21 protein-coding genes are annotated in these 25,234 nt (G+C 43.0%); 13 read left to right on the top strand and 8 right to left on the bottom strand.

The genetic code is table 11. The features are described from left to right. Positions 1 to 14 precede the first annotated feature (14 nt). A complete protein-coding gene (locus Q9R21_RS10440) occupies positions 15 to 437 on the bottom strand; it encodes a GNAT family N-acetyltransferase (protein WP_311204425.1) in 423 nt (140 codons plus the stop codon). A gap of 413 nt (positions 438 to 850) precedes the next feature. Here Q9R21_RS10440 and Q9R21_RS10435 point away from each other — a divergent pair, with 413 nt between their 5' ends. Continuing rightward, positions 851 to 1,918: a putative zinc-binding metallopeptidase gene (locus Q9R21_RS10435; RefSeq protein ID WP_311204424.1), complete on the top strand. Its 1,068-nt coding sequence runs from the start codon at positions 851 to 853 to the stop codon at positions 1,916 to 1,918. Positions 1,919 to 2,108: 190 nt separating this feature from the next. Here the strand turns inward: Q9R21_RS10435 and Q9R21_RS10430 are convergent, their stop codons facing one another. Together Q9R21_RS10430 and Q9R21_RS10425 are read right to left on the bottom strand one after the other, a co-directional pair. Further along, complete coding sequence (locus Q9R21_RS10430) at positions 2,109 to 3,278, bottom strand: thiolase family protein (protein ID WP_311204423.1); 1,170 nt, start codon at positions 3,276 to 3,278, stop codon at positions 2,109 to 2,111. An 83-nt stretch (positions 3,279 to 3,361) separates the two neighbouring features. After that, positions 3,362 to 5,143 (bottom strand): acyl-CoA dehydrogenase C-terminal domain-containing protein, encoded by a 1,782-nt coding sequence (locus Q9R21_RS10425; protein WP_311204422.1) that lies wholly within the window; start codon positions 5,141 to 5,143, stop codon positions 3,362 to 3,364. 499 nt (positions 5,144 to 5,642) lie between these two features. Between Q9R21_RS10425 and Q9R21_RS10420 the strand changes: the two genes are divergently transcribed. Continuing rightward, the gene (locus Q9R21_RS10420) at positions 5,643 to 6,248 is read left to right on the top strand and encodes a TetR/AcrR family transcriptional regulator (RefSeq protein WP_071850556.1); all 606 of its coding nucleotides are present in this window, start codon (positions 5,643 to 5,645) and stop codon (positions 6,246 to 6,248) included. 95 nt (positions 6,249 to 6,343) lie between these two features. On the opposite strand, the gene Q9R21_RS10415 is transcribed toward Q9R21_RS10420, so the two are convergent. The 4 genes from Q9R21_RS10415 to cysK form a co-directional block, all read right to left on the bottom strand. Beyond that, positions 6,344 to 6,538 (bottom strand): heavy-metal-associated domain-containing protein, encoded by a 195-nt coding sequence (locus Q9R21_RS10415; RefSeq protein WP_005100179.1) that lies wholly within the window; start codon positions 6,536 to 6,538, stop codon positions 6,344 to 6,346. A 49-nt stretch (positions 6,539 to 6,587) separates the two neighbouring features. Then, positions 6,588 to 6,995 carry a Cu(I)-responsive transcriptional regulator gene (gene cueR, locus Q9R21_RS10410; protein ID WP_034436442.1) on the bottom strand — a complete coding sequence of 136 codons (408 nt, stop codon included), beginning with the start codon at positions 6,993 to 6,995 and terminating at the stop codon, positions 6,588 to 6,590. After that, entirely contained in the window at positions 6,995 to 9,694 is a 2,700-nt protein-coding gene (locus Q9R21_RS10405; RefSeq protein ID WP_311204421.1) for a heavy metal translocating P-type ATPase, read from the bottom strand. The genes cueR and Q9R21_RS10405 overlap by 1 nt, the downstream gene beginning before the upstream one ends. A gap of 184 nt (positions 9,695 to 9,878) precedes the next feature. Next, positions 9,879 to 10,877, bottom strand: a complete 999-nt coding sequence (gene cysK / locus Q9R21_RS10400; protein ID WP_311204420.1) for a cysteine synthase A — start codon at positions 10,875 to 10,877, stop codon at positions 9,879 to 9,881. Between the two features lie 281 nt (positions 10,878 to 11,158). On the opposite strand from cysK, the gene Q9R21_RS10395 reads away from it, so the two are divergent. The 10 genes from Q9R21_RS10395 to Q9R21_RS10350 all read left to right on the top strand — a co-directional run bounded on the left by Q9R21_RS10395 (position 11,159) and on the right by Q9R21_RS10350 (position 23,115). Next, a complete protein-coding gene (locus tag Q9R21_RS10395; protein ID WP_004647061.1) occupies positions 11,159 to 11,476 on the top strand; it encodes a helix-turn-helix transcriptional regulator in 318 nt (105 codons plus the stop codon). A 214-nt stretch (positions 11,477 to 11,690) separates the two neighbouring features. Beyond that, complete coding sequence (locus tag Q9R21_RS10390; protein WP_311204419.1) at positions 11,691 to 13,439, top strand: SulP family inorganic anion transporter; 1,749 nt, start codon at positions 11,691 to 11,693, stop codon at positions 13,437 to 13,439. A 328-nt stretch (positions 13,440 to 13,767) separates the two neighbouring features. Further along, positions 13,768 to 14,964 carry a serine/threonine transporter SstT gene (sstT, locus tag Q9R21_RS10385; RefSeq protein WP_278357023.1) on the top strand — a complete coding sequence of 399 codons (1,197 nt, stop codon included), beginning with the start codon at positions 13,768 to 13,770 and terminating at the stop codon, positions 14,962 to 14,964. Positions 14,965 to 15,006: 42 nt separating this feature from the next. Beyond that, complete coding sequence (locus Q9R21_RS10380) at positions 15,007 to 15,681, top strand: YoaK family protein (protein WP_004647063.1); 675 nt, start codon at positions 15,007 to 15,009, stop codon at positions 15,679 to 15,681. A gap of 15 nt (positions 15,682 to 15,696) precedes the next feature. Then, the gene (locus tag Q9R21_RS10375) at positions 15,697 to 16,233 is read left to right on the top strand and encodes a DUF2058 domain-containing protein (RefSeq protein WP_004731139.1); all 537 of its coding nucleotides are present in this window, start codon (positions 15,697 to 15,699) and stop codon (positions 16,231 to 16,233) included. 187 nt (positions 16,234 to 16,420) lie between these two features. Beyond that, the gene (locus Q9R21_RS10370) at positions 16,421 to 17,674 is read left to right on the top strand and encodes a mechanosensitive ion channel family protein (protein WP_034436448.1); all 1,254 of its coding nucleotides are present in this window, start codon (positions 16,421 to 16,423) and stop codon (positions 17,672 to 17,674) included. A 226-nt stretch (positions 17,675 to 17,900) separates the two neighbouring features. Continuing rightward, on the top strand, positions 17,901 to 19,754 hold the full coding sequence (locus Q9R21_RS10365) for an ABC transporter ATP-binding protein (RefSeq protein ID WP_004647067.1): 1,854 nt from the start codon (positions 17,901 to 17,903) through the stop codon (positions 19,752 to 19,754). Between the two features lie 459 nt (positions 19,755 to 20,213). Continuing rightward, positions 20,214 to 21,242, top strand: a complete 1,029-nt coding sequence (locus Q9R21_RS10360) for an AraC family transcriptional regulator (RefSeq protein WP_184412986.1) — start codon at positions 20,214 to 20,216, stop codon at positions 21,240 to 21,242. An 82-nt stretch (positions 21,243 to 21,324) separates the two neighbouring features. Further along, positions 21,325 to 21,699 carry a glycine cleavage system protein GcvH gene (gene gcvH, locus Q9R21_RS10355; protein ID WP_004647068.1) on the top strand — a complete coding sequence of 125 codons (375 nt, stop codon included), beginning with the start codon at positions 21,325 to 21,327 and terminating at the stop codon, positions 21,697 to 21,699. Between the two features lie 240 nt (positions 21,700 to 21,939). Continuing rightward, positions 21,940 to 23,115, top strand: a complete 1,176-nt coding sequence (locus Q9R21_RS10350) for an MFS transporter (RefSeq protein WP_311204418.1) — start codon at positions 21,940 to 21,942, stop codon at positions 23,113 to 23,115. 82 nt (positions 23,116 to 23,197) lie between these two features. On the opposite strand, the gene Q9R21_RS10345 is transcribed toward Q9R21_RS10350, so the two are convergent. Beyond that, entirely contained in the window at positions 23,198 to 24,394 is a 1,197-nt protein-coding gene (locus Q9R21_RS10345) for a PilT/PilU family type 4a pilus ATPase (protein WP_311204417.1), read from the bottom strand. 589 nt (positions 24,395 to 24,983) lie between these two features. Here Q9R21_RS10345 and Q9R21_RS10340 point away from each other — a divergent pair. Next, the coding region (locus tag Q9R21_RS10340) for a transposase family protein (RefSeq protein WP_311204416.1) at positions 24,984 to 25,234 on the top strand (251 nt) is incomplete at its 3' end.

Genomic DNA, 25,234 nt, shown 5'->3' with positions numbered 1-25,234 from the left:
TCCGGATAATCCTTTCACATCGGGATAAAACGGATTCCATGTTCTTCCGTATATTGTCCTGTTTCCACAAAACCAAAGCGCTTGTAAATATCCAAGGCATAAAGACTGGATTTTACCGTAATAATTGAATGGCCTTGACGGCGGATCTCGCTTTCTAAAAAGTGCCACATTTGCCGGCCATAACCCTGCCCCTGATAGACTTGGTTCAGGAAAAAATGCATGAAGTGTGCAGGTTCCATATAAGCCACGACGCCTATCACCTGATGGTCAATTTCTGCCACAAAATAATGAATGTCCGGACGCTCGAAAATGGTCTGGATCATCTCAGGCTGAAAGCGCTGGCGCCCCTCTTCTGAACTGATCACGGCATCGACAAAGGGCGCAATCGCATCGACAATGGCACGAGTATCCTGAAGATTGGCTTTTCTAATTTTCATGTTTTTTTAAATTTCTCTTTATTAAGTTGTATACATTAAAAAGTTATTTTTATTAAAAGTTAGCTGCTTTAGCTGTTCTTGAATGGGCTTCCCCCAAATTTAAAAACCAGTCGGAATATTCGGTAATATTCTTCAATACGCCTTGTCCGTATTTTAAGACGGCAACTCACTCTATTTAAAAAATCTATTTATATAAAACCTTATTTAACTACACTTTTTTATTAAAAAAGATTCAATTGATGTTTCATTTAATATCAAGCAGCCTATATTTACAATTCATCCATATAGAATTTTCAATGAAATTTTTATGATGTTTCTTTATCAGGAAGAAATTTAGGTAGGCATTCTGAACCTTTCTTGTTGTTCATCGAACATAAAAATTTTAGGTCGTTCGCTTCCCTACAGGGAGTTTAATGAAACATTTTGAATGTGCCGTCTGCAAGCAACAGCTGTTTTTTTACAAATCAGTTTGTGATCACTGTCTGTCACCGATCGGTTATATCGCTTCGGAAAAAGAGTTGTGCGCATTTGAAAAACAGAGCGCTGAGCGATGGGTTCCAATCGCCAAGAACTACCAGCATGCCAGTTATAAACCCTGCCACAATTACGTTCATTATCAAGTATGCAATTGGATGATTCCTAGCGATGAAGATGAGGAATTTTGTGAATCCTGTCAGTTGACCCATGTCATTCCTGATCTGGAAAATTCTGAGAACCTGATTTACTGGTTTCGACTGGAAGAAGCCAAACGTCGATTCCTGTATTTGGCCCAGCGCATGAACATGATGCCACGCCCTAAAAAGTCTGAAGATGATCCATTTGGTCTGCGTTTTGATTTTCTCCTGCCCCAAGAAGATAAGCCTGTTTTAATTGGTCATGCCAATGGGGTCATTACCCTAAATGCCATTGAAGCCGATGTGGTTTATCGTGAAACTACACGTGTAAATATGGGTGAAAACTACCGGACTTTATTGGGCCATTTTCGTCATGAAAGCGGCCATTATTATTTTGCGCTCATGCAACATATGCATCCGGAATTGCTAGATGAATTTCGTCAGTATTTTGGCAATGAGCGGCAAGATTACGGCAAGGCACTTGAACGCCACTATAATGAAGGCGCGCCAATCAACTGGCAGGAAAAGTATATCAGTGCTTATGCTACCGCCCACCCTTGGGAAGACTGGGCAGAAACCTGGGCGCATTATCTGCATATGATGGAAACACTGGAAACTGCCTACTATGGTGGTATGCGTGTTGAAGGAAATGGCAGCTATCTGGCCAGCATGGATTTTAAAGAATGCCCGATTGGTGGACAGGATTTTGAACATATTCTGGAAAATTGGGTCACCTTGACCTTTAATCTGAATGCTTTAAACCGTTGTATGGGCCTGGAAGATGCCTACCCGTTCAAGCTGAGCGAAGCGGTTAAAGACAAGTTACGATTTATTCACCGGCATGTGCTGGAAAAAGTTTTTAAATAATTTAAAAAGTAATTTTTATAGTAAAACTATTGATGGAATGGGATCAGCAAAGTCTGAAAATATGGATTTTATTGTGTATTTTAAAAATTAATATGATTTAAAAAATCCCTGCTCTTGGCGAACCAAGAGCAGCAACTTTTGAATGAATCAGTATTTAGTTTGCTACCTGAATATACGATTTAAGATGGGCTTAAACCAGTTCCACAGCAATCGCAGTCGCTTCCCCACCACCGATACATAAGGACGCAATCCCTTTCTTGCCGCCCGTACGTTTTAAGGCATGAATCAAGGTCACAATAATACGAGAGCCAGAAGAACCCAATGGATGACCAAGCGCACAAGCACCACCATTAATGTTCACTTTTGCTGGATCAAGTTTAAAGCCATCAATGGCTAACATAGTGACCATGGCGAACGCTTCGTTGATTTCCCAAAGGTCAACCTCCTGAGCATCCCAACCGGTTTTTTTCAGGACTTTTTCAATCGCACCAACAGGTGCAATAGTAAATTCTGACGGATGCTGCGAATGGCTGGCATACGCTAAAATATTAGCAAGGGGTTTTAAATTACGCTGCGCAGCAATTTCACTAGAGGTAATCACAAGTGCTGAAGCACCATCTGAAATTGAACTGGCATTTGCCGCAGTAATGGTGCCGTCTTTTTTGAACGCTGGACGCAGAGTTGGAATTTTGTCAGCCTTGGCATTTAAAGGTTGTTCATCCTGCTCTACTACCACATCACCTTTACGGCTACTGACAGTGACCGGTACGATTTCATCTTTAAAGAAACCTTGCTGCACCGCCGTCACGGCTTTATTTAATGAGCCAATCGCATAAGCATCCTGCTGCTCACGGGTATAGCCCTTTTTATCTGCCATTTCCTGAGCCAAAATCCCCATCGACAGACCTGTTTCAGCATCTTCCAGACCTTCCTGGAACATATGATCAATGACCTTTCCATGCCCCATACGGAATCCGGCACGTGCCTTGTCCATTAAATATGGCGCATTCGACATGGATTCCATCCCACCTGCCACCACGATTTCTGCTGAACCGGCCTTGATTGCGTCTGCTGCCTGCATCACCGCCTTCATGCCTGAACCACAAATTTTATTAATCGTGGTCGCCCCGGTGGAATCCGGTAGACCCGCCTGACGCATGGCCTGACGTGCCGGACCCTGTTTTAAACCGGCAGGAAGAACGCAGCCCATAATCACTTCATCAATATCATTGGCCGACAGACCTGCACGCGCCACCACTTCTTTAATTGCCACAGCACCCAAATCCGGCGCGGTACAGCTTGACAATGAACCTTGAAAACCGCCCATCGCGGTACGTACTGCATCTACAATTACGATCATTTTAGTTTCATCCTTTTTCATCATTGTTATCAACCCTACATAGCCAAAGCGCTGTAGGGCTGGTCCTTCGCAATCATTGCGGGTTAAGCCTGTGCGGTAAAATAGTCTTCAGGCAACTGCATCACCAGTTCCGCACCGGCTTGAATACGTTGGATTCGTGCACTCAAATCCGGAAGTACTTTGGCCACATAGTAATTGCCCAGTACCAGTTTATTCTGGAAGTAGCTGTCGTCTTTGGCTGCAGCGGCTTTGCTAATTCGCGCATACATATAGACAAAGCTGAGCAGCCCAACCGCATGCAGATAATCGACAGCAATCGCGTTAGCGAAATCAGGATTCAGTCTAGACTGCTCGACGATGAATCTGGTGATGTCTTCGAGTTGCTGACAGGTCTCTAATGTCACCGTTTTAATCGTCAATGAATCATCTAGACTTTGTGCAAATTCACGGATTTCAGCAATATATTCCGCGATATAAGAACCATTACATTTGGTGGTTTTACGCCCAATCAGGTCAATCGCCTGCACGCCATTGGTGCCTTCATAAATCTGTGAAATACGCAGGTCACGAATACACTGTTCCATGCCCCATTCACGGATATAGCCATGACCACCGAAGCACATTTGTGCTTCCAGTGCAGAATCCAGTGCTTTGTCGGTTAAGTAAGCTTTGGCGATTGGCGTCAACAAGGCCACACGGTCAGTCGCTTTACGCACGGCTTCAGGGTTGGTTGAGTATTTGGTAATATCCAGTTGTTGACCCACATACACTGCAAACGCACGCGAAGCTTCATTGTTGGCTCGTACATTGAGCAGCATACGGCGTACATCGCCATGCACCAGAATCGAATCGGCTGGTTTTTCTGGCGATTTTGCACCAGTTGATGCACGGCCCTGTAAACGATCCGTCGCATATTGTGCTGCATTCTGGTAGGCAAATTCTGCTGCACCAATGCCCTGAATCCCCATAGATAAACGTTCGTAGTTCATCATCACGAACATGCCGGCCAGACCTTCATTTTCATTACCGACCATATAGCCCTTGGCACCGTCAAAGTTCATGACGCAGGTCGCCGAGCCTTTAATTCCCATTTTATGTTCGATCGAACCGGCAGCGACTGCATTACGTTCACCGAGCGAACCATCGGCATTGACCAGGAATTTCGGCACAATAAATAATGAAATACCACGTGAGCCTGCTGGTGCATTTGGAGTTTTTGCCAGCACCAGATGAATGATATTGTCACTCAGGTCATGCTCACCGCTGGTAATAAAAATTTTGGTGCCAGTAATGTTGAAGGAACCATCCTCATTCGGTTCAGCTTTGGTCTTGATAATGCCAAGATCTGTACCGGAATGTGGTTCGGTCAGACACATAGTGCCCGACCATTCACCCGTATAGAATTTTGGTAAATAGGTTTCTTTCTGTTCCTGTGAGGCATGGTCATTGATCGCCATACCTGCACCCACCGTTAATAGCGGGTAAAGCATGAAAGATGGATTGGTGCTCCAGATCATTTCATCGGCCAAAACCGTGAGCATCTTCGGCATGTTTTGCCCGCCCCATTCTTCAGGAGCACCCAGACCGACCCAGCCACCTTCGGCAAACTGTCTGAAAGCTTCTTTAAAACCTTTGGGTGTCGTCACCACACCATTGTTAAACTGAGCACCACCTTCTTCATCAGCAGGACGATTCAGGTCAAGAATGACATTCTTGGAAAATTTGGCCATCTCTTCCAGAATTGCATTTGCCGTCGCCATATCTAAATGTGCAAGATTTTCATTACCTTGCCAAAATTGTTCAGCTTGGAATACATCATTTAAAATAAATTCCATGTCTTTTAGAGGCGCATTATAAATCGGCATTTTTAAATTCCTTAAAGGGTGATACTCAATCCTGTTGCCAAATATTTTCTAATTTTCATTAGAATCCAAACAGGCGATTTTAAAATTGTGATATCCAATTCTTGCAGTATTAAATCTATATCTAGATTCATAAAGTTGCCTTAAGAATCACGTCTTCATGTTCAGTATGAGTGACTGAATATGCCAGCTTAATATTGATCTACTTTCCGTACTAAACCCTGATAAATATGAGCTTAAAACAGTCGAAGGATTTAGCTTCGTGCGCTGAAACAATAAAATAATTATACTGAAAATGGAATTTTATTTAGCAAAGTTGATCTCTAGGGTTCAGTTTTCTTGACAATATTTCTGTCTGCTTAGCATCGCTATTTTTATTTGTCAGCAGTTGCTGCATAAATATACAAAATGAGATAAATATCACGACCTTAGTTTTATAGCCATCGCGTGCAAAATTGCATATTCTTGAAAAGTTCTTTTTCGAAAAGTATGGACCAAGAAGATGACGACTGTAAGACAGCAGAACTTCCTTCTTCGTAAAGAGAAGATCCTCAGCATGGCGGAAAACCTGCTACTGGATAATAATCAGGACATTACCCTGAGTGAGCTGGCCAGTGAACTGGACATCGCAAAAGGAACCATCTACAAACATTTTAAAAGCAAGAACCAGTTATATTTAGAACTGATTATTCTGAATGAAAAAAGAATTCTAGAAATATCAAAAAAGCATAATAACGATATTAAAAATTATGTTTCACAATATATGCTTTATCACATGCTCAATTCAAACCGAACCATCCTGTTGCATGTCATTGAAGAACGTTTAACCAATAACGAAAAAAATCTGAAAGAGTTATTTCAGGAGCTTTATCGTATTCGTGAAGAACGGATTATCCGGATTAAAGACATCACCCATGATTATCTGGTGGCTCTAGAAAGTGCCATGTCGATTCGCGATTATTTATCTTATATCTGGACAGTCACCTATGGCGCTTCGCTGTTATTAAATTCGACCAATTACCAAAAAGCAATTGGGTCACGTGAACGTTTAATTAAACTTTATATTAATCAGGCACTCATGACGCCAGATAAAATCTCATCGGTATAATCACTATAATAAAAAAATGCCTGATTCGATCAGGGATTTTTTTATTTGGTTGTATGAGTTCATAAGATCACTTTCGCGATCTAACTCAACAATGATCAGGCTGCCACAGGCGGGAAACCATCTTCGGTTAAAGCTGCCACAATCTCAGACTCACTGACTGTCGATTCAACTTCAACTAGCTTAGTCGCCACATCAATATTCACAGTGGCATTTTCATCCAGATCTTTAATCGTAGCCGTGACACTGCGCGCGCAGCCACCACAAGTCATATTTTCAATACGGAATTTCATGTTTAGCTCCATAGGATCGGTTTAAAAATTGATGTGAATACAGCGCATGTCAGTGCTGTTCAGTTCCGACACCCTGTTCAATCTGTTTTAAAATCTGGCAATCAGACTGTTCATTGCCGGCACACTGCTCAACCGATTGCTGTAAAATTAATAGCATATGCTGCATATCGGCAATTTTCTGTTGTAAAAACTGGATATGTTTTTGTGCCAGCTGTTTGACCTCACTACTCTGGCGTGAGCTGTTCAACCACAGGCCGAGTAACTCTTTCATCTGCTCTGAAGAAAATCCCAGTTCACGTGCATGCTGGATAAAACTTAAGATTTTAATATCCGCATCACTATAAACCCGATAACCTGTATCACTGCGTTTCGGAGCCGGCAACAAACCAATGTCTTCATAATAACGAATCATTTTCGCAGAGATGCCAGAACGTTTTGCCGCCTGACCAATATTCATCATACTGACTCCTTAAACTGCACCGGTTGATAGGCTTTTAATCTCAAGGCATTGCTGACGACAAACACGGAGGACAACGCCATCGCACCTGCGGCAAACATTGGCGATAACAATATACCCCAAAATGGATAAAGCACACCCGCGGCAATCGGAATTAAGGCAATATTGTAGACAAAGGCCCAAAACAGGTTCTGTTTAATATTGCGCATGGTCGCCTGACTTAAACCAATGCCTGTAGCCACATGCTGTAAATTGCCTGACATCAACACCACATCGGCTGCTTCAATCGCGACATCGGTACCGGTTCCAATCGCCATACCGACATCGGCCTGGGCCAATGCCGGTGCATCATTGATTCCATCCCCAACAAAAGTGAGCACGCCGTATTGCTGCTGGAGTTGTCGTACTGCATCGACTTTTTCATGCGGCAAAACTTCCGCAATCACCTGATCGATTTTCAACTGTTTGGCGATCGCCTGCGCGGTATGCTGATGATCACCAGTAATCATCGCCACTTTAAGACCTTGGTCATGCAAGGCCTGAATCGCGCTATAAGTAGTTGGTTTAATCGGATCGGCTACTGCAATAATCGCAGCCAGTTTCTGATTAATCGCTACATATAAAGGACTACGACCCTGATCACCGAGCTTTTGTGCAGTGGCTCTAAACAGATCGACATTTAAGCCCAAGTCCTGCATCAGACGTTCTGCACCGATATGCAGCTGCTGACCAGCAACCTGTGCTTTTACCCCTGCACCAGTGATCGAATCAAAATCGGTCACTTTACTCAGTTCCAGTTCTTGCTCACGAGCAGCCTGAACAATGGCGTGGGCAATCGGATGTTCTGACTTGGCCTCCACTGAAGCGACGAGCTGTAATACGGTCTGCTGATTAAAATCTGCAGTGACTTCAAAGTCGGTCAGCAGCGGTTTTCCCTCAGTTAAGGTTCCGGTTTTATCCAGCGCGACGACTTTGGTTTGCTGCAGTAACTGTAAAGCTTCACCCTTACGGAACAACACGCCCAGTTCTGCTGCACGGCCAGTGCCGACCATAATTGAAGTAGGAGTCGCCAGTCCCATCGCACATGGACAAGCAATAATCAGTACGGCGACTGCATTTACCAATGCGTAGGTCAGATTCGGCTCAGGCCCAAACAGGAACCAGACCATAAAGGTTAAGGCCGCCAGTGCCATAACAGCCGGCACAAACCATAAAGTCACTTTATCGACCACCGCCTGAATTGGCAGTTTTGAGCCTTGCGCCTGTTCTACCATCTGAATAATCTGCGCCAGTACCGAATCTTGGCCGACCTTAGTCGCCTTGATTTGCAAGGTTCCGTTCTGGTTTACCGTACCGCCGACCACCTGATCACCGGCCTGTTTGGCCACGGGTAAAGGCTCACCGCTAATCATCGCTTCATCAATATAACTTTGTCCGGTAACGACTTCACCATCGACAGCGACTTTTTCACCCGGACGGATTTCAATCAACATTCCTTGTTGCACATCGGAAATTGCCAGATCAACCCAGTGATCATTCTGTTCTACCCGGGCCGTTTTCGGTTGCAAGCCCACCAGATACTGAATCGCTTCCGAGGTTTTACCTTTGGCTTTGGCTTCCAGATAACGCCCCAGTAAAATCAGCGCGACAATAACGGCGGCCGCTTCAAAATACACATGCACAGTGGACTGCGGTAACAGCTCCGGAAAAAAGGTCGCAATACAGGAAAATCCGTAAGCTGCAATGGTTCCGACTGCGACCAGAGAATTCATATCTGGTGCCAGACGTAATAATGCCGGAATCCCATGCTGATAAAAACGCCGTCCCGGAATCATCAGCACCAAAGTGGTCAGCACAAACTGCAGATACCAGCTGTTCTGGGTTCCCAGCGTATGGGCAATAAAATGATGAAATGCCGGAATCAGATGCGAGCCCATTTCCAGAATAAATACAGGCGCTGTCAGAATGACTGCAAGCCATAAATCTCGTTTCAGTTGTGCCGTTTCATTGGCTTTCTTTTCCTGAAAAGCATCATGGCTATCTGTCGACATATCCCTACCAGATTTTATGGTGGCCTGATAACCGGCTTTCTCCACCTCAGCAATCAAGGCCGGAATCTGGGCATGCGAGGCTTTCACCCAGGCAGTTTCGGTGGCCAGATTGACCTGTGCTTCGCTGACACCTTCTACTTTCATTAAAGCTTTTTCCACACGTGCCACACATGAAGCGCAAGTCATGCCTTCAATAGCCAGTTCAATGCGATCGCTCTGAATATCAAAACCGGCTTTTTGCACGGCTTGAGTCAGCTTGGACAATGGCACAGAATTGATCGCACTCACATGCGCCTTTTCAGTGGCCAGATTCACTTGTGCATCCAACACGCCTTCCACTTTTTTTAGGGCTTTTTCTACGCGAGCCACACAGGATGCACAGGTCATGCCTTCAATGTTCAAATCAAACTGCTGCATCGGCACATCAAAACCGGATTTTTCAATTGCTTGAACCAGCGCAGCGGCAGCAATCGGCTGCCGGCTTTTGATAAAGGCTTTTTCAGTCGACAGATTGACAGATGCCTCGTCTACACCTTCAATTTTTTTCAAGGCTTTTTCCACGCGAGCGACACAGGAGGCACAGGTCATACCGCCAATCTGCACCTGCTGCTCATATAAGCGGTTGCTATCTTGTTCTGCCATGTCCATCTCCATGCCTCGACTCACTGTTGAGCTTATAGCTTAAACATTCCCATCATGGTAAGGTCAAGTCCTTCATCTGACTATTTTAAAAAATGTAGCGTCCTGCTGCGATTTAAAATCACCCAATAAAAAAGCTCGAAGATGACTTCGAGCTTGTCTAACAGTATTTAAAATATTGAATGCATCGATGTTATTCGGCAGAAATATCTTCAAACAAGATCGAAGACAGGTAACGTTCACCACCGTCTGGTAAAATCACCACAATATTTTTACCGGCATTTTCAGAGCGAGCCGCCAATTGGGCTGCTGCTGCCATAGACGCGCCACTTGAAATACCGACCAGGATACCTTCCTGAGCAGCCGTTTTACGTGCCCACTCGAGTGCATCTGCGCTATTAATGGCAATCACTTCATCAACGAGGTCCAAATCCAGATTGCCCGGAATGAAGTTGGCACCGATCCCCTGAATTTTATGTGGTCCAGGTGTAATGTCTTCACCGCGTTTGGCCTGACCAATAATCGCAGACTCAGCGGGTTCCACCGCCACTGAATATAAAGGCTTATTTTTTACCTTTTCAAAGTAGCGTGAAATACCAGTAATGGTTCCACCCGTTCCGACACCTGCGACCAGAATATCGACATTGCCCGCAGTCGCCTCCCAGATTTCTGGGCCCGTGGTTTCTTCATGAATTTTAGGGTTGGCCGGATTTTCAAACTGTTGTGGCAGGTAGTACAGTTCAGGATTTTCATTGACTAGACGTTGTGCTTCTTCAATCGCGCCCTTCATGCCTTTGGCCGGATCAGTCAATACCAGATTGGCACCCAATGCTTTCACCACCTTACGGCGTTCAATACTCATGCTTGAAGGCATGGTCAAAGTAATGTCATAACCTTTGGCTGCCGCAACAAAAGCCAATGCAATACCGGTATTGCCGCTGGTTGGCTCGACAATATGCATACCGGATTTGAGCTTGCCAGATTTTTCAGCATCATTAATCAACGCTGCACCAATACGACACTTGACTGAGAATGCCGGATTACGGCTTTCAATTTTCGCAAGTACCGTGGCCGGAGCGGAAATCACACGATTAATACGAACAAGCGGTGTATTTCCAATCGCGTCTGCATTATTACTATAAACCGCTATACCTAAATTATTCGGTGTTGGAAAAGCTGAATCTGTACTCATGATGATATCCCTGATGTTATTGGTTCAAGTCGCTTAAACATCATACAAGCATTTTTTTGCTTTGTAGATGTTTGATGAAACTTGCACTTCATTGCACGAATGTGAACTAAAATACTTTCTGCACTATGCAATAAATTTATCTTATCTATCAATATTTAAAATATAATTTTAATTGATAATTCAATTCATTAAAAACCATAAAACTTAACTGTTTTTAGCAAGGTATTACGGGCTAAGACCCGTATAATTAGCGGGCTGTAACTTTATAATGGACATATTGAATGAAAACCGATTTTGAAATCACGACTATGCGCGATTCAGCAGAACAGGTCGTTGGCATTTTAAAATCTCTGGCCAATACCGACCGTCTTCTTATTTTATGTCATCTGTCTCAAGCGGAACTGAATGTTTCAGAAATTGAGGAAATAACTGAGATTAAACAGCCGACTCTTTCCCAACAGCTCATGATGCTGCGTAAAAGCGATGTGGTAGATACCCGGCGCGATGGCAAACAGATTTATTATTCAATTAAAGATCAAAATTTGATTGTGGTCTTAAATACCCTTTATCGATTGTATTGCGGCAATCCAGCTAAATAAAGAATCTTTCTTTTTTCAGTCATCAAGATGAATTTCTTTAAACTCTTATTGATGTCGTTTTAAATCATTAAGATCACGATCATAAGTTTTCGAATGATACGTGACTGACCCAGATGATTCATTTTAAACATGAATCATCAAGAAGCTAGATCAGCTAAGACTTCTTAGCAGAATTTGTGCATAATATATCTATATTTGTGATTTAGACCTTTTTATGCCAAATTCCAAGTCTAAACTTCTGCATAAACTGCCTGCCTGGGCATGGTTAAGCCACTACACGCCGGTCAAATTTAAGTCTGATGTGCTGGCTGCCCTGATTGTGGTGGCAATGCTGGTGCCTCAAGGGATGGCCTATGCCATGCTGGCAGGATTGCCGCCGATCATGGGTTTATATGCGAGCATCCTGCCGATGATCATTTATGCCCTGCTCGGTGGGAGTTCGACTTTATCGATTGGCCCGGTAGCCATCATTTCCATGATGACTTTTGCTACGCTCAATCCACTTTTTGAAGTCGGCTCACCGGTCTATATCGAAGCTGCGACCTTATTGGCACTGATGGTCGGGATTATTTCCCTGCTTTTGGGATTATTCCGTTTTGGTTTTCTGATCCAGTTGATCAGTCATCCCGTGATTCAAAGCTTTATTATTGCCTCTGCCTTATTGATTGCGTTTGGGCAGTTAAAGTTTTTGGTCGATCTTCCTTTAAAAGCCAATAATCTTCCGGAGTTTGTCAGCAGTTTGCTGCAATATTTCCCGTTGCTGCACGTGCCGAGCCTGATTTTCGGCCTGCTCTCTATCGGTCTGCTAATCTATTTGCCCAAGTTATTAAAATCTCAGGCTGTACAAAGCCGGATCGGCTCTACAGATTTTCTGGTACGTGCAGTGCCCCTGATTCTGGTATGTCTCGGCATTGCAGCGATTGTCTTTCTGGATTTAAAGCTTCAGGGTATTAAGACGGTCGGTGCAATTCCTTCCGGTTTTCCACCCTTGTCTTTTCCACACTGGAACTGGGAATTGGTGATGACCTTGTTACCGGGTGCCAGCATGATCGCCATGATCAGTTTTGTGGAATCCTTGTCGATTGCTCAAGCGACAGCCTTACAGCAACGCAGTCATTTAAACAGTAATCAGGAGCTGATCGCACTCGGTCTGGCCAATATCAGTGCAGGCGTGAGTTCAGCTTTTCCGGTAACGGGCAGCCTGTCGCGGACGGTGGTGAATGCCGATGCCGGTGCCAAATCACCTATGGCCGGTGTTTTATCCTCTATTCTGATTATTTTTGTGAGCCTGTTCTTTACCGGATTTTTTGAAGATCTACCGCTGACCATTCTGGCCGCGACGATTATTGTTTCCATCTGGAAGCTGGTTAATTTCCAGCCATTTTTTGATGCCTGGCGCTATTCCAAGGCAGATGGCCTTGCCATGTGGATTACTTTTCTGGGCGTGGTCCTGATTGATATTTCCACCGGTTTGATTATTGGAATCGTGTCGACCTTTGTTCTGATGTTATGGCGAATCAGCCGTCCGCATATTGCAGTTGTCGGTCTGGTCGAAGGAACCCAGCATTTTCGTAATATTCAGCGGCATCAGGTCAGTACCTCCGACCGGGTGCTGTCACTACGGATTGATGAGAATCTGACGTTTCTGAATGCCAATAGCTTCAAAGGTTATCTGATCAATGAGATCAGCCTGAATGACCAGCTACAACATGTGATTATCAACTGTTCCAGCATCAGTGCGATTGATCTGAGTGCCCTGGAAATGCTGGAAGATTTAAATGCGGAACTGGCCAAACTGGATATTCGTCTGCATTTTGCCGAAGTCAAAGGTCCGGTCATGGACAAGCTGCAAGCTTCTAAATTGATGACGCATTTGAGCGGGCGCATTTATCTGACCCATTTTCAGGCGATTCAGGACCTGGCGCCAGAGATCTTTGAGCAGCATAAAGATTATATGATTTAAGACAGCAGATACTGGAACTTATGGCCGGAGATTCAAACCGGTCATAGCTCCAATATTTTTTGAATTTTCAAATATAATTTGAATTTATCTATTTAACTTTGATATTTATTTCATGAATACAATTTTAAATATGCTGATTTATTCATCATTTTAAGAAGTTTTTCTTCAATATAAGCAATGTTTTAAACCCGTTAATTTTAGAATATATCAATAATATCAATATCTTGGTTTTAATATGAAAATATATTTTAAGCCTTGTTTAAATTAAGTATAAAATAGCGCAACTTTTTCCCAAATTTAGCCCTCGTAATTTTCACAAGGCAACCTTATGTTTTCTGCCCTTATGCGCATGAGCTTAGTCTCTCGAATCATCATCGCCATTATTTTAGGTGTGGGTGTGGCTGTGGTATTTCCCGAAGCTACTCCCTCATTAAGCCTATTGGGCGACCTGTTTATTAAAGCCTTGAAGTCTGTTGCACCGATTCTGGTTTTCATTTTAGTTTTAGCTTCTATCGCGAATTTTAAAGTGGGCCAATCTAACGCCGCCATCAAGCCGATTATGCTGATGTATGCGGTCGGTATGTTCCTTGCTGCACTGAGCGCTGTGGTGTCGAGCATCTTATTTCCAAGTACGCTGTTCCTGGATATTGCTGCACAGGCTGACTTGCAGCCTCCTGGCAGTTTGGTAGAAATCCTGAAGAATTTGCTGCTCAGCTTTGTCGCCAACCCGGTTGTTGCAATTGCTGAAGCAAACTTTATTGGCATCCTGGCTTGGTCAGTGGCATTAGGCATCGCTTTCCGTCATGCATCGGATAGCACCAAGACGCTTTTGAATGATGCAGCCTTTGCAGTGAACTATGTGATTCGTTTAGTGATCAGCTTTGCACCTTTGGGTATTTTTGGTCTGGTTGCAGTGACTTTTGCTGAATCTGGTCTGGATACGATGACCAGTTACGTACATTTACTTGCTGTGTTGCTCGGAACGATGGTTTTCGTTGCACTGGTAATTAATCCGCTTCTGGTTGCCTTAATGACACGCAACAACCCGTATCCACTGGTATTCACCTGTTTGCGCGAAAGTGGCATTACCGCTTTCTTTACCCGTAGTTCAGCAGCCAACATTCCAGTCAATCTGGATCTGGCAAAACGTCTGGGTGTTAAAGAATCGACTTCAAGTATCGCAATTCCTCTGGGTGCTACGATCAACATGGCAGGTGCTTCTGTGACCATTACTGTATTGTCATTGGCGGCTGTAAATACTTTGGGGATTAGCGTCGATTTCAGCACTATGCTCATTCTTTCTGTGGTGGCAACCGTTTCGGCATGTGGCGCTTCAGGTGTTGCAGGCGGTTCATTACTATTGATTCCAGTTGCATGTGGCCTGTTTGGTATTTCTTCGGATATCGCCATGCAAGTGGTCGCCATTGGTATGGTCATCAGCGTATTGCAGGATTCTACTGAAACCGCGCTAAACTCATCGACTGATGTTTTATTTACTGCAGCAGTAGACCGCGCATCAAATTGATTTTATATTGATTAATCAATATGTTTAGCCAATGATTTTGTTATGCCATTACAGCGTTTACCTACCTGGGTACAATTAGGGGCGTTTTTTCTTGCGGTCAATGCCGGCATGATTAACGTCCTGGGTCTGGTGACGGTACTTCACCAGTCTGTTTCACATATGACCGGTAATGTCAGTATGCTGGCCATGGCCCTGCTAAACTGGCAACCAGAACAGATGTTGTATCTCTTTCTGGTCACACTCTGCTATGTCATTGGTTCATCCTATAGCGGACTGATTCTTGGAAATAGCCACTTTCGCTTGGGGCAGCTTTATGGTTACCCTTTAAGCCTGGTGGCTATTTTTATTTTGATCTGCTGGTTATTATTGCCCTATTTCCCGCGTTATGCCTTGTTATGGGCCTGTGTTGCCATGGGTGTGCAAAATGCCATGGTCAGTCATTATAAAGGTGCCATTATTCGCACCACGCATTTATCTGGCGTACTGACTGACCTCGGCTTAGCGATGGGCTACCGGTTGCGCGGTTTGGAGGTAGAATCACGACGCGTGGTTTTGCATCTGCTTATTTTGCTCGGTTTTTTAAGCGGTGGCATTCTTGCCAGCTGGCTATATCCTTATTTAAAATTAAATGCATTCCTGATCCCGGCAGTGCTGAGTCTGGTTCTCAGTCTCACGTATTGGGTGATTTATTTACGTTATCGACATCAACACGACTAATATCTGGACATTCTCATGGTTAAAAATGCATTGCAGGCACAATTGTTAAAGGCAGGATTGGTCGATAATAAAAAAGCCAAAAAACTGTCTAAACAGGCTGTGCATGAAAAACGCACCGGTGACGGTACCGAGGCTGAAATCAAGGCCAAGATTGAACAAGACAAACAGCAAAAAATGGCCAAAGATCAGGCAATTGAGCAAGAGAAAAAAGCAGCTTTGCAGGAAAAAGAGCTGAAAGCCGCAATCATGCAAATGATTAACCAACATAAAATCCGTGATACTGACGGCGATGCGGTATATCAGTTTATTGATGACAGCAAAATCAAAAAGGTCTATTTAAACCAGCAAATCTATAATGCACTGGTGGCAGGCAGTCTGGTGATTGCACGTGAAAATGATAGCTACGCGTTTTTGCCTAAAGCTCTGGCAGATCGTATTAATGCGAAAATGCAGGGCTTTATCATTGTGAATAATTCAGAGAAAAATGAAGAAACCACCGATGAAGAAGATCCATATGCTGCTTATGTTATTCCTGATGATTTGATGTGGTAAGCATCGCGTTATCATTACTGAAATATCGAAGATTAGAAACCGGCGAATTCGCCGGTTTTTTCATTTTTATGCGCTTTTATTGAATGATTTTGACCAATAGATATGTTTTAAAAAGTTATTCAATATTAAAAAATCTGATCCAAAACTATAAACTTGACCTAAATTTTTGATTAAAGAGAAAGATCGTTTGGAACAGTTTAATTTTATTCGGAATATTCAAGAATGGGCAGATCAGTACCCATGGCTGGAAATGCTATCTTCACTGAGTATTGTGATTTTACTGGCGATTCTTGCCAATCTATTTGCCAAACAGATTGTGGTACGCGGAATTCGTCAACTGATTTCCAGAATGCCTTTTGCCAATAATCAGATTTTTGCTGAGCATAGCGTGATTCGCCGGATTGCCAATATTGTTCCGGCAGTGGTGATCATGAACGGGATTACCACGGTACCGCATTTATCTGACAAGGTTGAGTCCTTTGTGCAAATGGGGGCACAGGCTTTTATTTTCCTGACGATTGCCTTAGCTCTTGGTGAATTACTGAATATTTTTAACCTGGTCTATCAGCGTAATCCCAAGTCACGTAACAAACCGATTAAAGGTTATTTGCAGCTGGTCAAGCTGATTATCTTTATTGTCTGTGGCCTGATGATTCTCGGCACTTTCCTGAAAAAGGATGTCTTTACCTTGCTGGCTGGCTTCGGTGCCATGGCCGCGGTGTTGATGCTGGTCTTTCAAAATACCATTTTGTCGCTGGTGGCGTCGGTTCAGATTTCATCCTATGACATGGTGCGTATTGGCGACTGGATCGAAATGCCCTCGCTGAACGCGGATGGCGATGTCATTGATATGTCATTACATACCATTACGGTACAGAACTTTGATAAAACAGTGACCACGATTCCGACCAATAAACTGGTGACGGATACCTTTAAAAACTGGCGTGGTATGCAGGAAGCCGGTGCGCGCCGGATCAAGCGCTCGATTCATATTGATCAAAGCAGCGTACATTTTATGTCGGCTGAAGAACAGAATAAGCTGAAAAATTTTATTTTGCTGGATCAATATCTGAATACCAAATCAGAGGAACTGGAACAATTTAATCTGCAACTGAGCCATCATTCGCAATATAACCAGCGCCGTCTCACCAATCTGGGAACTTTCCGTGCCTATGTAGAATTTTATCTGCAACAGCATTCGGGCATTAGTAAAAATCATTCCCTGATGGTGCGCCAATTGCAGCCGACCAGTGAAGGTTTACCGTTAGAGATTTATGCCTTCACCAATACCACCGCCTGGGTCGAGTATGAAAATATCCAGTCGGATATCATGGATCATCTGCTGGCGATTATTCCGGAATTTGGTTTAAAAGTGTATCAAGCGCCTTCAGGTCTTGATTTAAAGGAAGCATTTACTCAACCGTCTTCTATTATTACTTAAACACAAGTCATCCAATCTCAAGCCTGAGGTGCTGCTGCATTTCAGGCTTTTTTATTTCCTCATCTATTTAAAACCTGACTGGCATAAATCTGGCTTTAGTTTAATTTTTATAATCCAAGTTTTAATTGAGTGAATCATTTTGTGGCAATTTCACCCAATTACGGGCTTAAAAAAACAGAATCCTTTATAATTCCCGAAAAGCAAAATGCATGATAAGAGTACGATAATGTTTCGATGGCTTGAAAGACTGGTTGACCCCTATCCCACCAAAAATCTGAACCAACCTTTACCGACCAAGTTTTTTCCATTTGTCTGGCAGGCAGCCTATGGAGTCCGCCGTTATTTGCTGATTCTGGTACTGTGTACTGCCGGTGCTGCCAGCTTCGAAGCTTTTCTGTATTCAAAAATTGGTGAGCTGGTGAACTGGCTCAGTAAAAGCCAGCCCGATACTTTTCTGGAACAGCATGCTAGCAATTTAACCTTACTGAGTATTGTTCTTCTGGCCAATATTTTTTTCGCTAGCGCCCAATCCCTAATTAAGCATCAGATTTTGTATAGCAATTTCCCGATGCGTTTACGCTGGCGCTTTCATAATCTGCTGATGAAACAGAGCCTGGATTTTTTCCACAATGATTTTGCCGGACGATTATCTGCCAAAGTCATGCAAACGGCTCTGGCAGTACGCGAATTCTGGGTCATTCTGGGTGACATGCTGGCGTATGTGCTGATTTATTTCATCACGATTAATATTGTCTTAGGTGCAATTTCACCCTTGCTGATCATTCCATTGATGGTCTGGCTAGCCTTGTTTATCTGTGCAGCGTGTTATTTCATTCCACGTTTGAGCAAAATTTCCAATGCTCAAGCGGATGCCCGTGCCGTCATGACCGGGCGTATTACGGATGCCTATACCAATATTCAGACCGTGAAGCTGTTTGCTCATGCCGGCCGTGAAAGTCAGTATGCCAAGACCTCAATGCAGGAATTTATGGTAACGGTATATAAACAGATGCGTCTGGGTGCTCAATACGAAATCAGTATTTTACTGCTGAGTGTAGTGTTATATGGCGGCGTACTGGGTACCGCGATCTGGCTGTGGATGGAAGGTCAAGCCGAGCTAGGCATTATTGCCGCAACTACGGCAATGGTACTGAAACTGAACAGTATTGCCGAATTTATGATGTGGCAGACCTCTGCCCTGTTTGAAAATGTCGGTACCATTCAGGATGGTATGAAAACTTTAGGCCGCAAAATTGCCATTGAAGATAAACCGGGTGCCAAAGAGCTACAGCTCAATCACGGTGAAATTAAATTCGAAAATGTCAGCTTTGCCTATAATGATAAAAACGTGATTGATCAGTTTAATCTGACCATTCGCCCAGGTGAAAAAATTGGTATTGTCGGCCGTTCAGGTGCAGGGAAATCTACCCTGATTCAACTGTTGCTGCATTTTTATCATATTAACCAGGGTCGTATCTTGATTGATGGTCAGGATATTGACGATGTGACTCAGGACAGTTTGCGCAAGAATATTGCATTAGTGACTCAAGATACTTCACTGCTACATCGCACTGTCGCGGAAAACATTAAATATGGTCGTCCAGATGCGACTGATGAAGAAATGTTTGAAGCTGTGCGTAAAGCCAAAGCAGAAGAATTTATTCCTAATCTGACGGATTTGCGTGGCAAAAAAGGCTATGAAGCCTATGTCGGTGAACGTGGCGTGAAACTTTCCGGCGGACAGCGTCAGCGAATTGCAATTGCACGTGTATTCCTGAAAGATGCGCCGATTCTGATTCTGGATGAAGCGACCAGTGCGCTGGATTCTGAAGTCGAAGCCGCCATTCAGAACAGTCTGGACGACTTGATGCAAGGTAAAACCGTGATTGCAATTGCGCATCGCCTGTCTACCATTGCCCAGATGGATCGTCTGATTGTACTGGATCAAGGTCGAATCGCCGAGCAAGGCACGCATGATGAACTGGTGGCATTAAATGGCATCTATGCCCAACTTTGGCAGCGTCAAACTGGTGGCATGCTGATTCAGCAACAGGTCAAAGCATCAAAAGATCATGAATAATATGATCTCTAGAAGATTTCAAAACTTCTAATGATTTGCTCGTCCTTAATATTGAACAGGTCTGGAAAAAGGAAAACTTTGCCCAGACCTTTCTTTGTAAAATTTTCTCTACAGATGAACAGCAAGTTGCCATCTATCTGGTATCTTATGAAATGACATCTCTCTCTAGTTCTGAAAGCTCTCTGAAGAAGTCCTGTTCAATGATTAATAAAACTAGACCAATCGTCCTGTCCTGAGCAAACAGATGCTGGGATGCGACTTATTCAATAAAATAATTTTAATTTCATCAATAAAATTATGTGGTTTAAATTGATTTTAATGCTGAATTCAGGCTAATCTGCCAGTGGCAGAGTCACAATCGCCAAAATTTTGTCCAACAATTTTAATGAAAAATTTGGCGGCTTCATGCCAATATCTATTTATAAATAAAAAAATTTGAATGAGTGCAACGGATCGCGCATGAAAACAATTGCTCCACGCCAAGACCAAGGAATTCCAGGTGTTTACGGTCTCCTGCTTCTCGATGTCATTTCCCGCTGGGGTTATAATAATGAGTCGCTTTTCCAACCTTTTGGCCTGACCAGTGAACAGTTGGCAGATCCTGATTTTCGTATTCCAACCCCTGTCGCCAACGAACTGGTGAAATATGCCCTGAAACTGACCGGCGAACCGACCTTGGGCTATCATCTCGGCACACAGATGCGGATCTCGATTCATGGCTTTATTGGCTATGCCATTATGACGGCGAATAATATTACCGATGCGCTGGTACTGGCGAATCGATTTATTCAACTTCGTTTACCCTTCCTGCAACTGTTTTTCTCGACTTTTGGTGCTAAAGCCACGGTACAGCTGCAAACCGATATTCAGCTTGAACCGCTGCGCACCGAAATTTCCATTGCCTTGATGATTGGTCTGATCAGTATGGCCAAAGCCATTACAGGCGTTAACGATGCAACGGGAGAAATCGACTTCGATTTTAAGAAGCCGGAAGGTTTCGAACGCTTTATGGCGAAGTTCCCTACCCATCAGTTCCGCTTTGAACAGCCGCATTTAATTCTGAGCTTTGATAAAAGCTACCTAATGAACAAGCTGGTACATGCCGACCCAATTGCCAGCCAGATTGCGATTAACCAATGTGAAGCAGAACTTTCTGCCCTGGGTGAACGGCACCGGATAGCCATGCGTGTCCGAGATATCTTGACCCATGCCGAGCAGCATTATCTGAGTATTGAAAATGTGGCGGATCGCTTGCACATGTCTGACCGCACCTTAAAACGTCAACTCGCCGCCGAAGGTACCTCCTTTTCTACACTCGTCGATGAAGTGCGTTACCGGCATGCCACCTCGTTATTATCCCGGACAGATTTCACTCTGGAACAGATTGCCGATGAACTGGGTTATAGTGATGTCGCCAATTTTAGCAGGGCATTTAAACGCTGGAGTGGTCGCAGCCCGAGCAACTGGCGCAAAGATCCTTATTTATAAGGAAGTATAAGCCTTTTGTTTTGCTTAAAAAGAATGTATAAAACATGTCAAAAATGATCTTAAGATTTTTAAGGAGTTATCAATGAATCATCCTGCAGAATTAAAGTACGCAAGTACACATGAATGGGTGCGCATTGAGGGTGATCTTGTTGTGACCGGTATTTCCGACCATGCACAGGATGCGTTAGGCGATTTAGTCTATGTAGAAGCACCAGATCTTGATTCACATATCACTGCGGGCGAACAAGCTGGCGTGGTTGAATCAGTTAAAACAGCTTCCGATATTCATGCACCGGTGTCTGGCGTAGTGGTTGAAATCAATCCTGATCTTGAAGATGATCCTGATTTTATTAATGATGACCCATACGGCAAAGGCTGGATCTATAAAATCAAGCCAGACAATATAGCAGATGTCGAAAAGCTGCTTTCCAATACAGAATATGAAGCTGGCCTATAAGCCATTTTAACTTGAAAAAAAATCAGCCTCCGGGCTGATTTTTTATTGTAGATCCGTCGTTGCATTTTCCAGTTCAAATTAAATTTCATGTATTTATCATGAAATATCATTGTATTTTTCACTTATTTTCCCTAAAGTCTTGCTCATATCTGCTTCGCTCCTGAATAGGTCGCGCTTATTTATAACAATAATTTCCCATGCTGAGCCCAGCGTCTCACAGCATATCATTTTAGGAAAATCATGAATGCCATTGCAGCGCCACTATGGACCAAGTCATTTATCCTTTGTCTGGCCAACAACCTATTTTTATTTATTTTCTATTTTGCGCAAACCACAATTTTGCCAATATACATCTTAAAAGAATTAGGCGGCAACCTGACTCAGGCAGGTCTGGCTATGACCTTGTTTATGGTGTCTGCCATTGCAGTGCGACCTTTTAGCGGTTTAATTATCGAAAAATTCGGGGTGCGTAAAACCCTGATTATTTCTGAAGTGTTCTTTAGCTTATTTTCACTTACTTATCTGTTGGCAGATCAGCTCACGATTCTGTTTATCATCCGTTTCTTACACGGCATCTGGTTCAGTATCTTGACTACAGTTTGCGTGCCTGTTGTGAACCAGTTTATTCCGGAGCAGCGTAAAGGTGAAGGCATGGGCTATTTTGTCATGTCGGTTAATCTGGGGATTGTCTTAGGTCCGTTAATAGGTCTAAGCCTGATGGAATACTGGTCTTATTTTCAGGTCAGTATGCTATTGATCGTCTTGGTTTTTATCGGATTTGCCTTCTGTTTTTTGATTCCGGTCAAAGAACCTGAAAAAATCATCAAAAATACCAATAAGAAAACCTCGCTTGAGCTGACAGATTTTGTGGAAAAGAAAGTGCTGCCTGTCGCAGTATTGGCCATGCTGATTTCTTTTTCTTATGCGAGCATCATGTCTTTTATCGCACCCTTCGCAGCCAGCAAGGATTTAATGGCCTATGCAGGTTTATTCTTTGTGGTTTTTGCGATTTCCATGATGAGCTTACGGCCGATCACCGGAAAGATTTATGATCGTAAAGGCCCGCAATATGTGATTTATCCGGCATTGCTGGCTTTTAGTTCGGGTTTATTTTTACTGAGCCAGATCCAGAGTTTATGGGGATTTATGCTAGCTGCAGTCATGGTTGGCGTGGGCTTTGGTAGTGTGCAGCCGTGTATTCAAACTTTGGCGATTCAATGTGCGCCCAAGCATCGAATTGGCTATGCAACTTCAACTTTTTATACGTTTTATGACCTGGGTATTGCCATCGGTTCACTACTGATTGGTGCCATCATTGCAGCTTACAGTTATCAGTTTGCTTTTATGCTATGCGGTATTTTAATCTTAAGCAGTATTGTTTATTTTAAGCTGGTGGTGCAACGTAAAACCGTCTAGTTTTATGGATTGAATCGAATAATAAATAAGATCAATAAAAAAACAGGCAGAAAATTCTGCCTGTGATTTTTTGAGCAAATATTTATTCTGACACCGAAGTATTCTCTGCTTGTTTCTCTTCCGCTTTTGGCTCTTGCATCATGGTGAATTGGGTTGCCTCTGTGGCTACGGTAGTGTCCTGTCGGTTACTTTTCAGCTTGATTTGTAAGCGCAGTTCATTGGTCGAATCGGCATTGCGCAAGGCTTCTTCATAAGAAATTTCACCCTGGTTATACAGGTCAAATAAGGCCTGGTCAAAGGTCTGCATGCCCAGTTCACGCGATTTCGCCATAATCGCTTTCAATTCGTGGAATTCACCTTTCAAAATCAGGTCAGACATCAGTGGCGTATTTAACATGATTTCAATCGCTGCACGACGGCCTTTACCATCTTGAGTACGAATCAGACGCTGTGAAATAATTGCCTTCATATTGGATGACAAATCCATTAATAACTGATTCCGGCGTTCTTCCGGAAAGAAGTTAATAATTCGGTCCAAAGTCTGATTGGCATTGTTGGAGTGCAGTGTTCCCAAACACAAATGACCAGTTTCCGCAAAGGCAATCGCATGTTCCATAGTTTCAGTATCGCGAATTTCCCCGATCAGAATCACATCTGGTGCCTGACGCAAGGTATTTTTCAGCGCGTTGTGCCAAGAGTGACAATCCACGCCGACTTCACGATGGGTAATCATGGATTTTTTATGTTTATGCACATATTCCACCGGATCTTCCACAGTAATGATATGCCCGGCCGAATTTTCATTACGGTAGTCAATCATTGCAGCGAGTGAAGTTGATTTACCCGAACCGGTTCCACCGACCACCAGTACCAGTCCACGTTTTCCCATAATCACATGTTTCAGCGATTCCGGTAATTTCAGCTTCTGGAAATTTGGAATTTCTGCAGTAATGGTACGAATCACCATACCGACATTGAGTTGTTGTACAAACACATTTACCCGAAAACGGGAAACACCTGGCACGGTGATGGCAAAATTGCACTCGAGTTCAGTTTCAAATTCTTTACGCTGTTTATCATTCATCAAGCTGTAGGCAAACAGCTTGGTTTTTTCAGCCGTGAGTTCCTGCTGTCCAAAAGGTTTCATTAAGCCCTGATGTTTAATACTAGGTGGAAAATCAGCCGTAATAAATAAATCTGAACCGCCATATTCCACCACCTTAGTCAGCATGTGATGCATGAATTTTTTTGCTTCGTCCAACAATTCTGCCGTGAACATCTTTTCCCCCGGAAATGCACAACTGCATAAATCTCAATCTTAGATTTATGCCAAAATATTTTGATTTCATTGTGCAGCGTTTTTTTTAAAGCCTCAAATACATTTGATTTATAAAGAAAATATTTTTAAATATTTATGTGATGAACTTCAATAAAAATTAAATTAACTTGCAATATGTATGCTTTTTTAAAGCAACTCTGCCAAAAAAATAGGATTGTAATTTTAAAGGTTGAATTCTGTTAGACGATTCATTATTTGTCATTTGCGACATATAGAATGTTATTTTTCTTTCTTTATGATTACCAACTCCCCTATTTTTTATGTACCAATTTCGGTTCTATTAGATGTAATAATGAATTATGAAAAATAGGATAATGTTTATGAAAATTGAACAAAATCGTGGAACTTTGCTCAAATAACAGGCGTGAAACTTGGTAAATTATTAAAAAAGCCCGATTCAGCTAAGTTAGGCTTTTTATTTGACTATAAAAATATGATTTATATAAAATAAAATAGAGATGTTAGAACCCATTTAAAGTGTCTATATTAGACCTCTTGCGAAAGTAAAAACCACCTCAATATAGATTTCATGAGATATCAGAAATTAAACCGTTTTTCAGATTCTGAATTTAAACGCCTGGTTGGCGTACCTCGACCAGTTTTTACCGAAATGGTAGATGTTTTAGAAAAAGCAGAATCACTCAAAAAGAAATCAGGTCGTCCTCATACTTTAGATTTAGAGGATCAGTTATTATTAACGCTCAATTACTTACGGAACTACAGCACTCAACTGGAATTGGCGGCAAATTACCATATCGCTGAAAGCAATGTGAATCGAAC

The organism is Acinetobacter sp. RG5 (assembly GCF_031844265.1).
Lineage (GTDB): Bacteria > Pseudomonadota > Gammaproteobacteria > Pseudomonadales > Moraxellaceae > Acinetobacter.
Note: the sequence above shows the minus strand (reverse complement) of the source record. Positions and strands in the feature narration are given on the sequence as shown.

What these genes read in the sequence shown, in the direction of transcription:
- Q9R21_RS10345 (WP_311204417.1), bottom strand. Translation starts at nt 24,394, where the DNA reads ATGTTCACGGCAGAATTGTTGGACGAAGCAAAAAAATTCATGCATCAC.
- Q9R21_RS10430 (WP_311204423.1), bottom strand. Translation starts at nt 3,278, where the DNA reads ATGATCGTAATTGTAGATGCAGTACGTACCGCGATGGGCGGTTTTCAA.
- Q9R21_RS10390 (WP_311204419.1), top strand. Translation starts at nt 11,691, where the DNA reads ATGCCAAATTCCAAGTCTAAACTTCTGCATAAACTGCCTGCCTGGGCA.
- Q9R21_RS10350 (WP_311204418.1), top strand. Translation starts at nt 21,940, where the DNA reads ATGAATGCCATTGCAGCGCCACTATGGACCAAGTCATTTATCCTTTGT.
- gcvH (WP_004647068.1), top strand. Translation starts at nt 21,325, where the DNA reads ATGAATCATCCTGCAGAATTAAAGTACGCAAGTACACATGAATGGGTG.
- Q9R21_RS10420 (WP_071850556.1), top strand. Translation starts at nt 5,643, where the DNA reads ATGACGACTGTAAGACAGCAGAACTTCCTTCTTCGTAAAGAGAAGATC.
- Q9R21_RS10425 (WP_311204422.1), bottom strand. Translation starts at nt 5,143, where the DNA reads ATGCCGATTTATAATGCGCCTCTAAAAGACATGGAATTTATTTTAAAT.
- cysK (WP_311204420.1), bottom strand. Translation starts at nt 10,877, where the DNA reads ATGAGTACAGATTCAGCTTTTCCAACACCGAATAATTTAGGTATAGCG.
- sstT (WP_278357023.1), top strand. Translation starts at nt 13,768, where the DNA reads ATGTTTTCTGCCCTTATGCGCATGAGCTTAGTCTCTCGAATCATCATC.
- Q9R21_RS10440 (WP_311204425.1), bottom strand. Translation starts at nt 437, where the DNA reads ATGAAAATTAGAAAAGCCAATCTTCAGGATACTCGTGCCATTGTCGAT.
- Q9R21_RS10415 (WP_005100179.1), bottom strand. Translation starts at nt 6,538, where the DNA reads ATGAAATTCCGTATTGAAAATATGACTTGTGGTGGCTGCGCGCGCAGT.
- Q9R21_RS10435 (WP_311204424.1), top strand. Translation starts at nt 851, where the DNA reads ATGAAACATTTTGAATGTGCCGTCTGCAAGCAACAGCTGTTTTTTTAC.
- Q9R21_RS10405 (WP_311204421.1), bottom strand. Translation starts at nt 9,694, where the DNA reads ATGGACATGGCAGAACAAGATAGCAACCGCTTATATGAGCAGCAGGTG.
- cueR (WP_034436442.1), bottom strand. Translation starts at nt 6,995, where the DNA reads ATGAATATTGGTCAGGCGGCAAAACGTTCTGGCATCTCTGCGAAAATG.
- Q9R21_RS10365 (WP_004647067.1), top strand. Translation starts at nt 17,901, where the DNA reads ATGTTTCGATGGCTTGAAAGACTGGTTGACCCCTATCCCACCAAAAAT.
- Q9R21_RS10360 (WP_184412986.1), top strand. Translation starts at nt 20,214, where the DNA reads ATGAAAACAATTGCTCCACGCCAAGACCAAGGAATTCCAGGTGTTTAC.
- Q9R21_RS10395 (WP_004647061.1), top strand. Translation starts at nt 11,159, where the DNA reads ATGAAAACCGATTTTGAAATCACGACTATGCGCGATTCAGCAGAACAG.
- Q9R21_RS10380 (WP_004647063.1), top strand. Translation starts at nt 15,007, where the DNA reads ATGCCATTACAGCGTTTACCTACCTGGGTACAATTAGGGGCGTTTTTT.
- Q9R21_RS10375 (WP_004731139.1), top strand. Translation starts at nt 15,697, where the DNA reads ATGGTTAAAAATGCATTGCAGGCACAATTGTTAAAGGCAGGATTGGTC.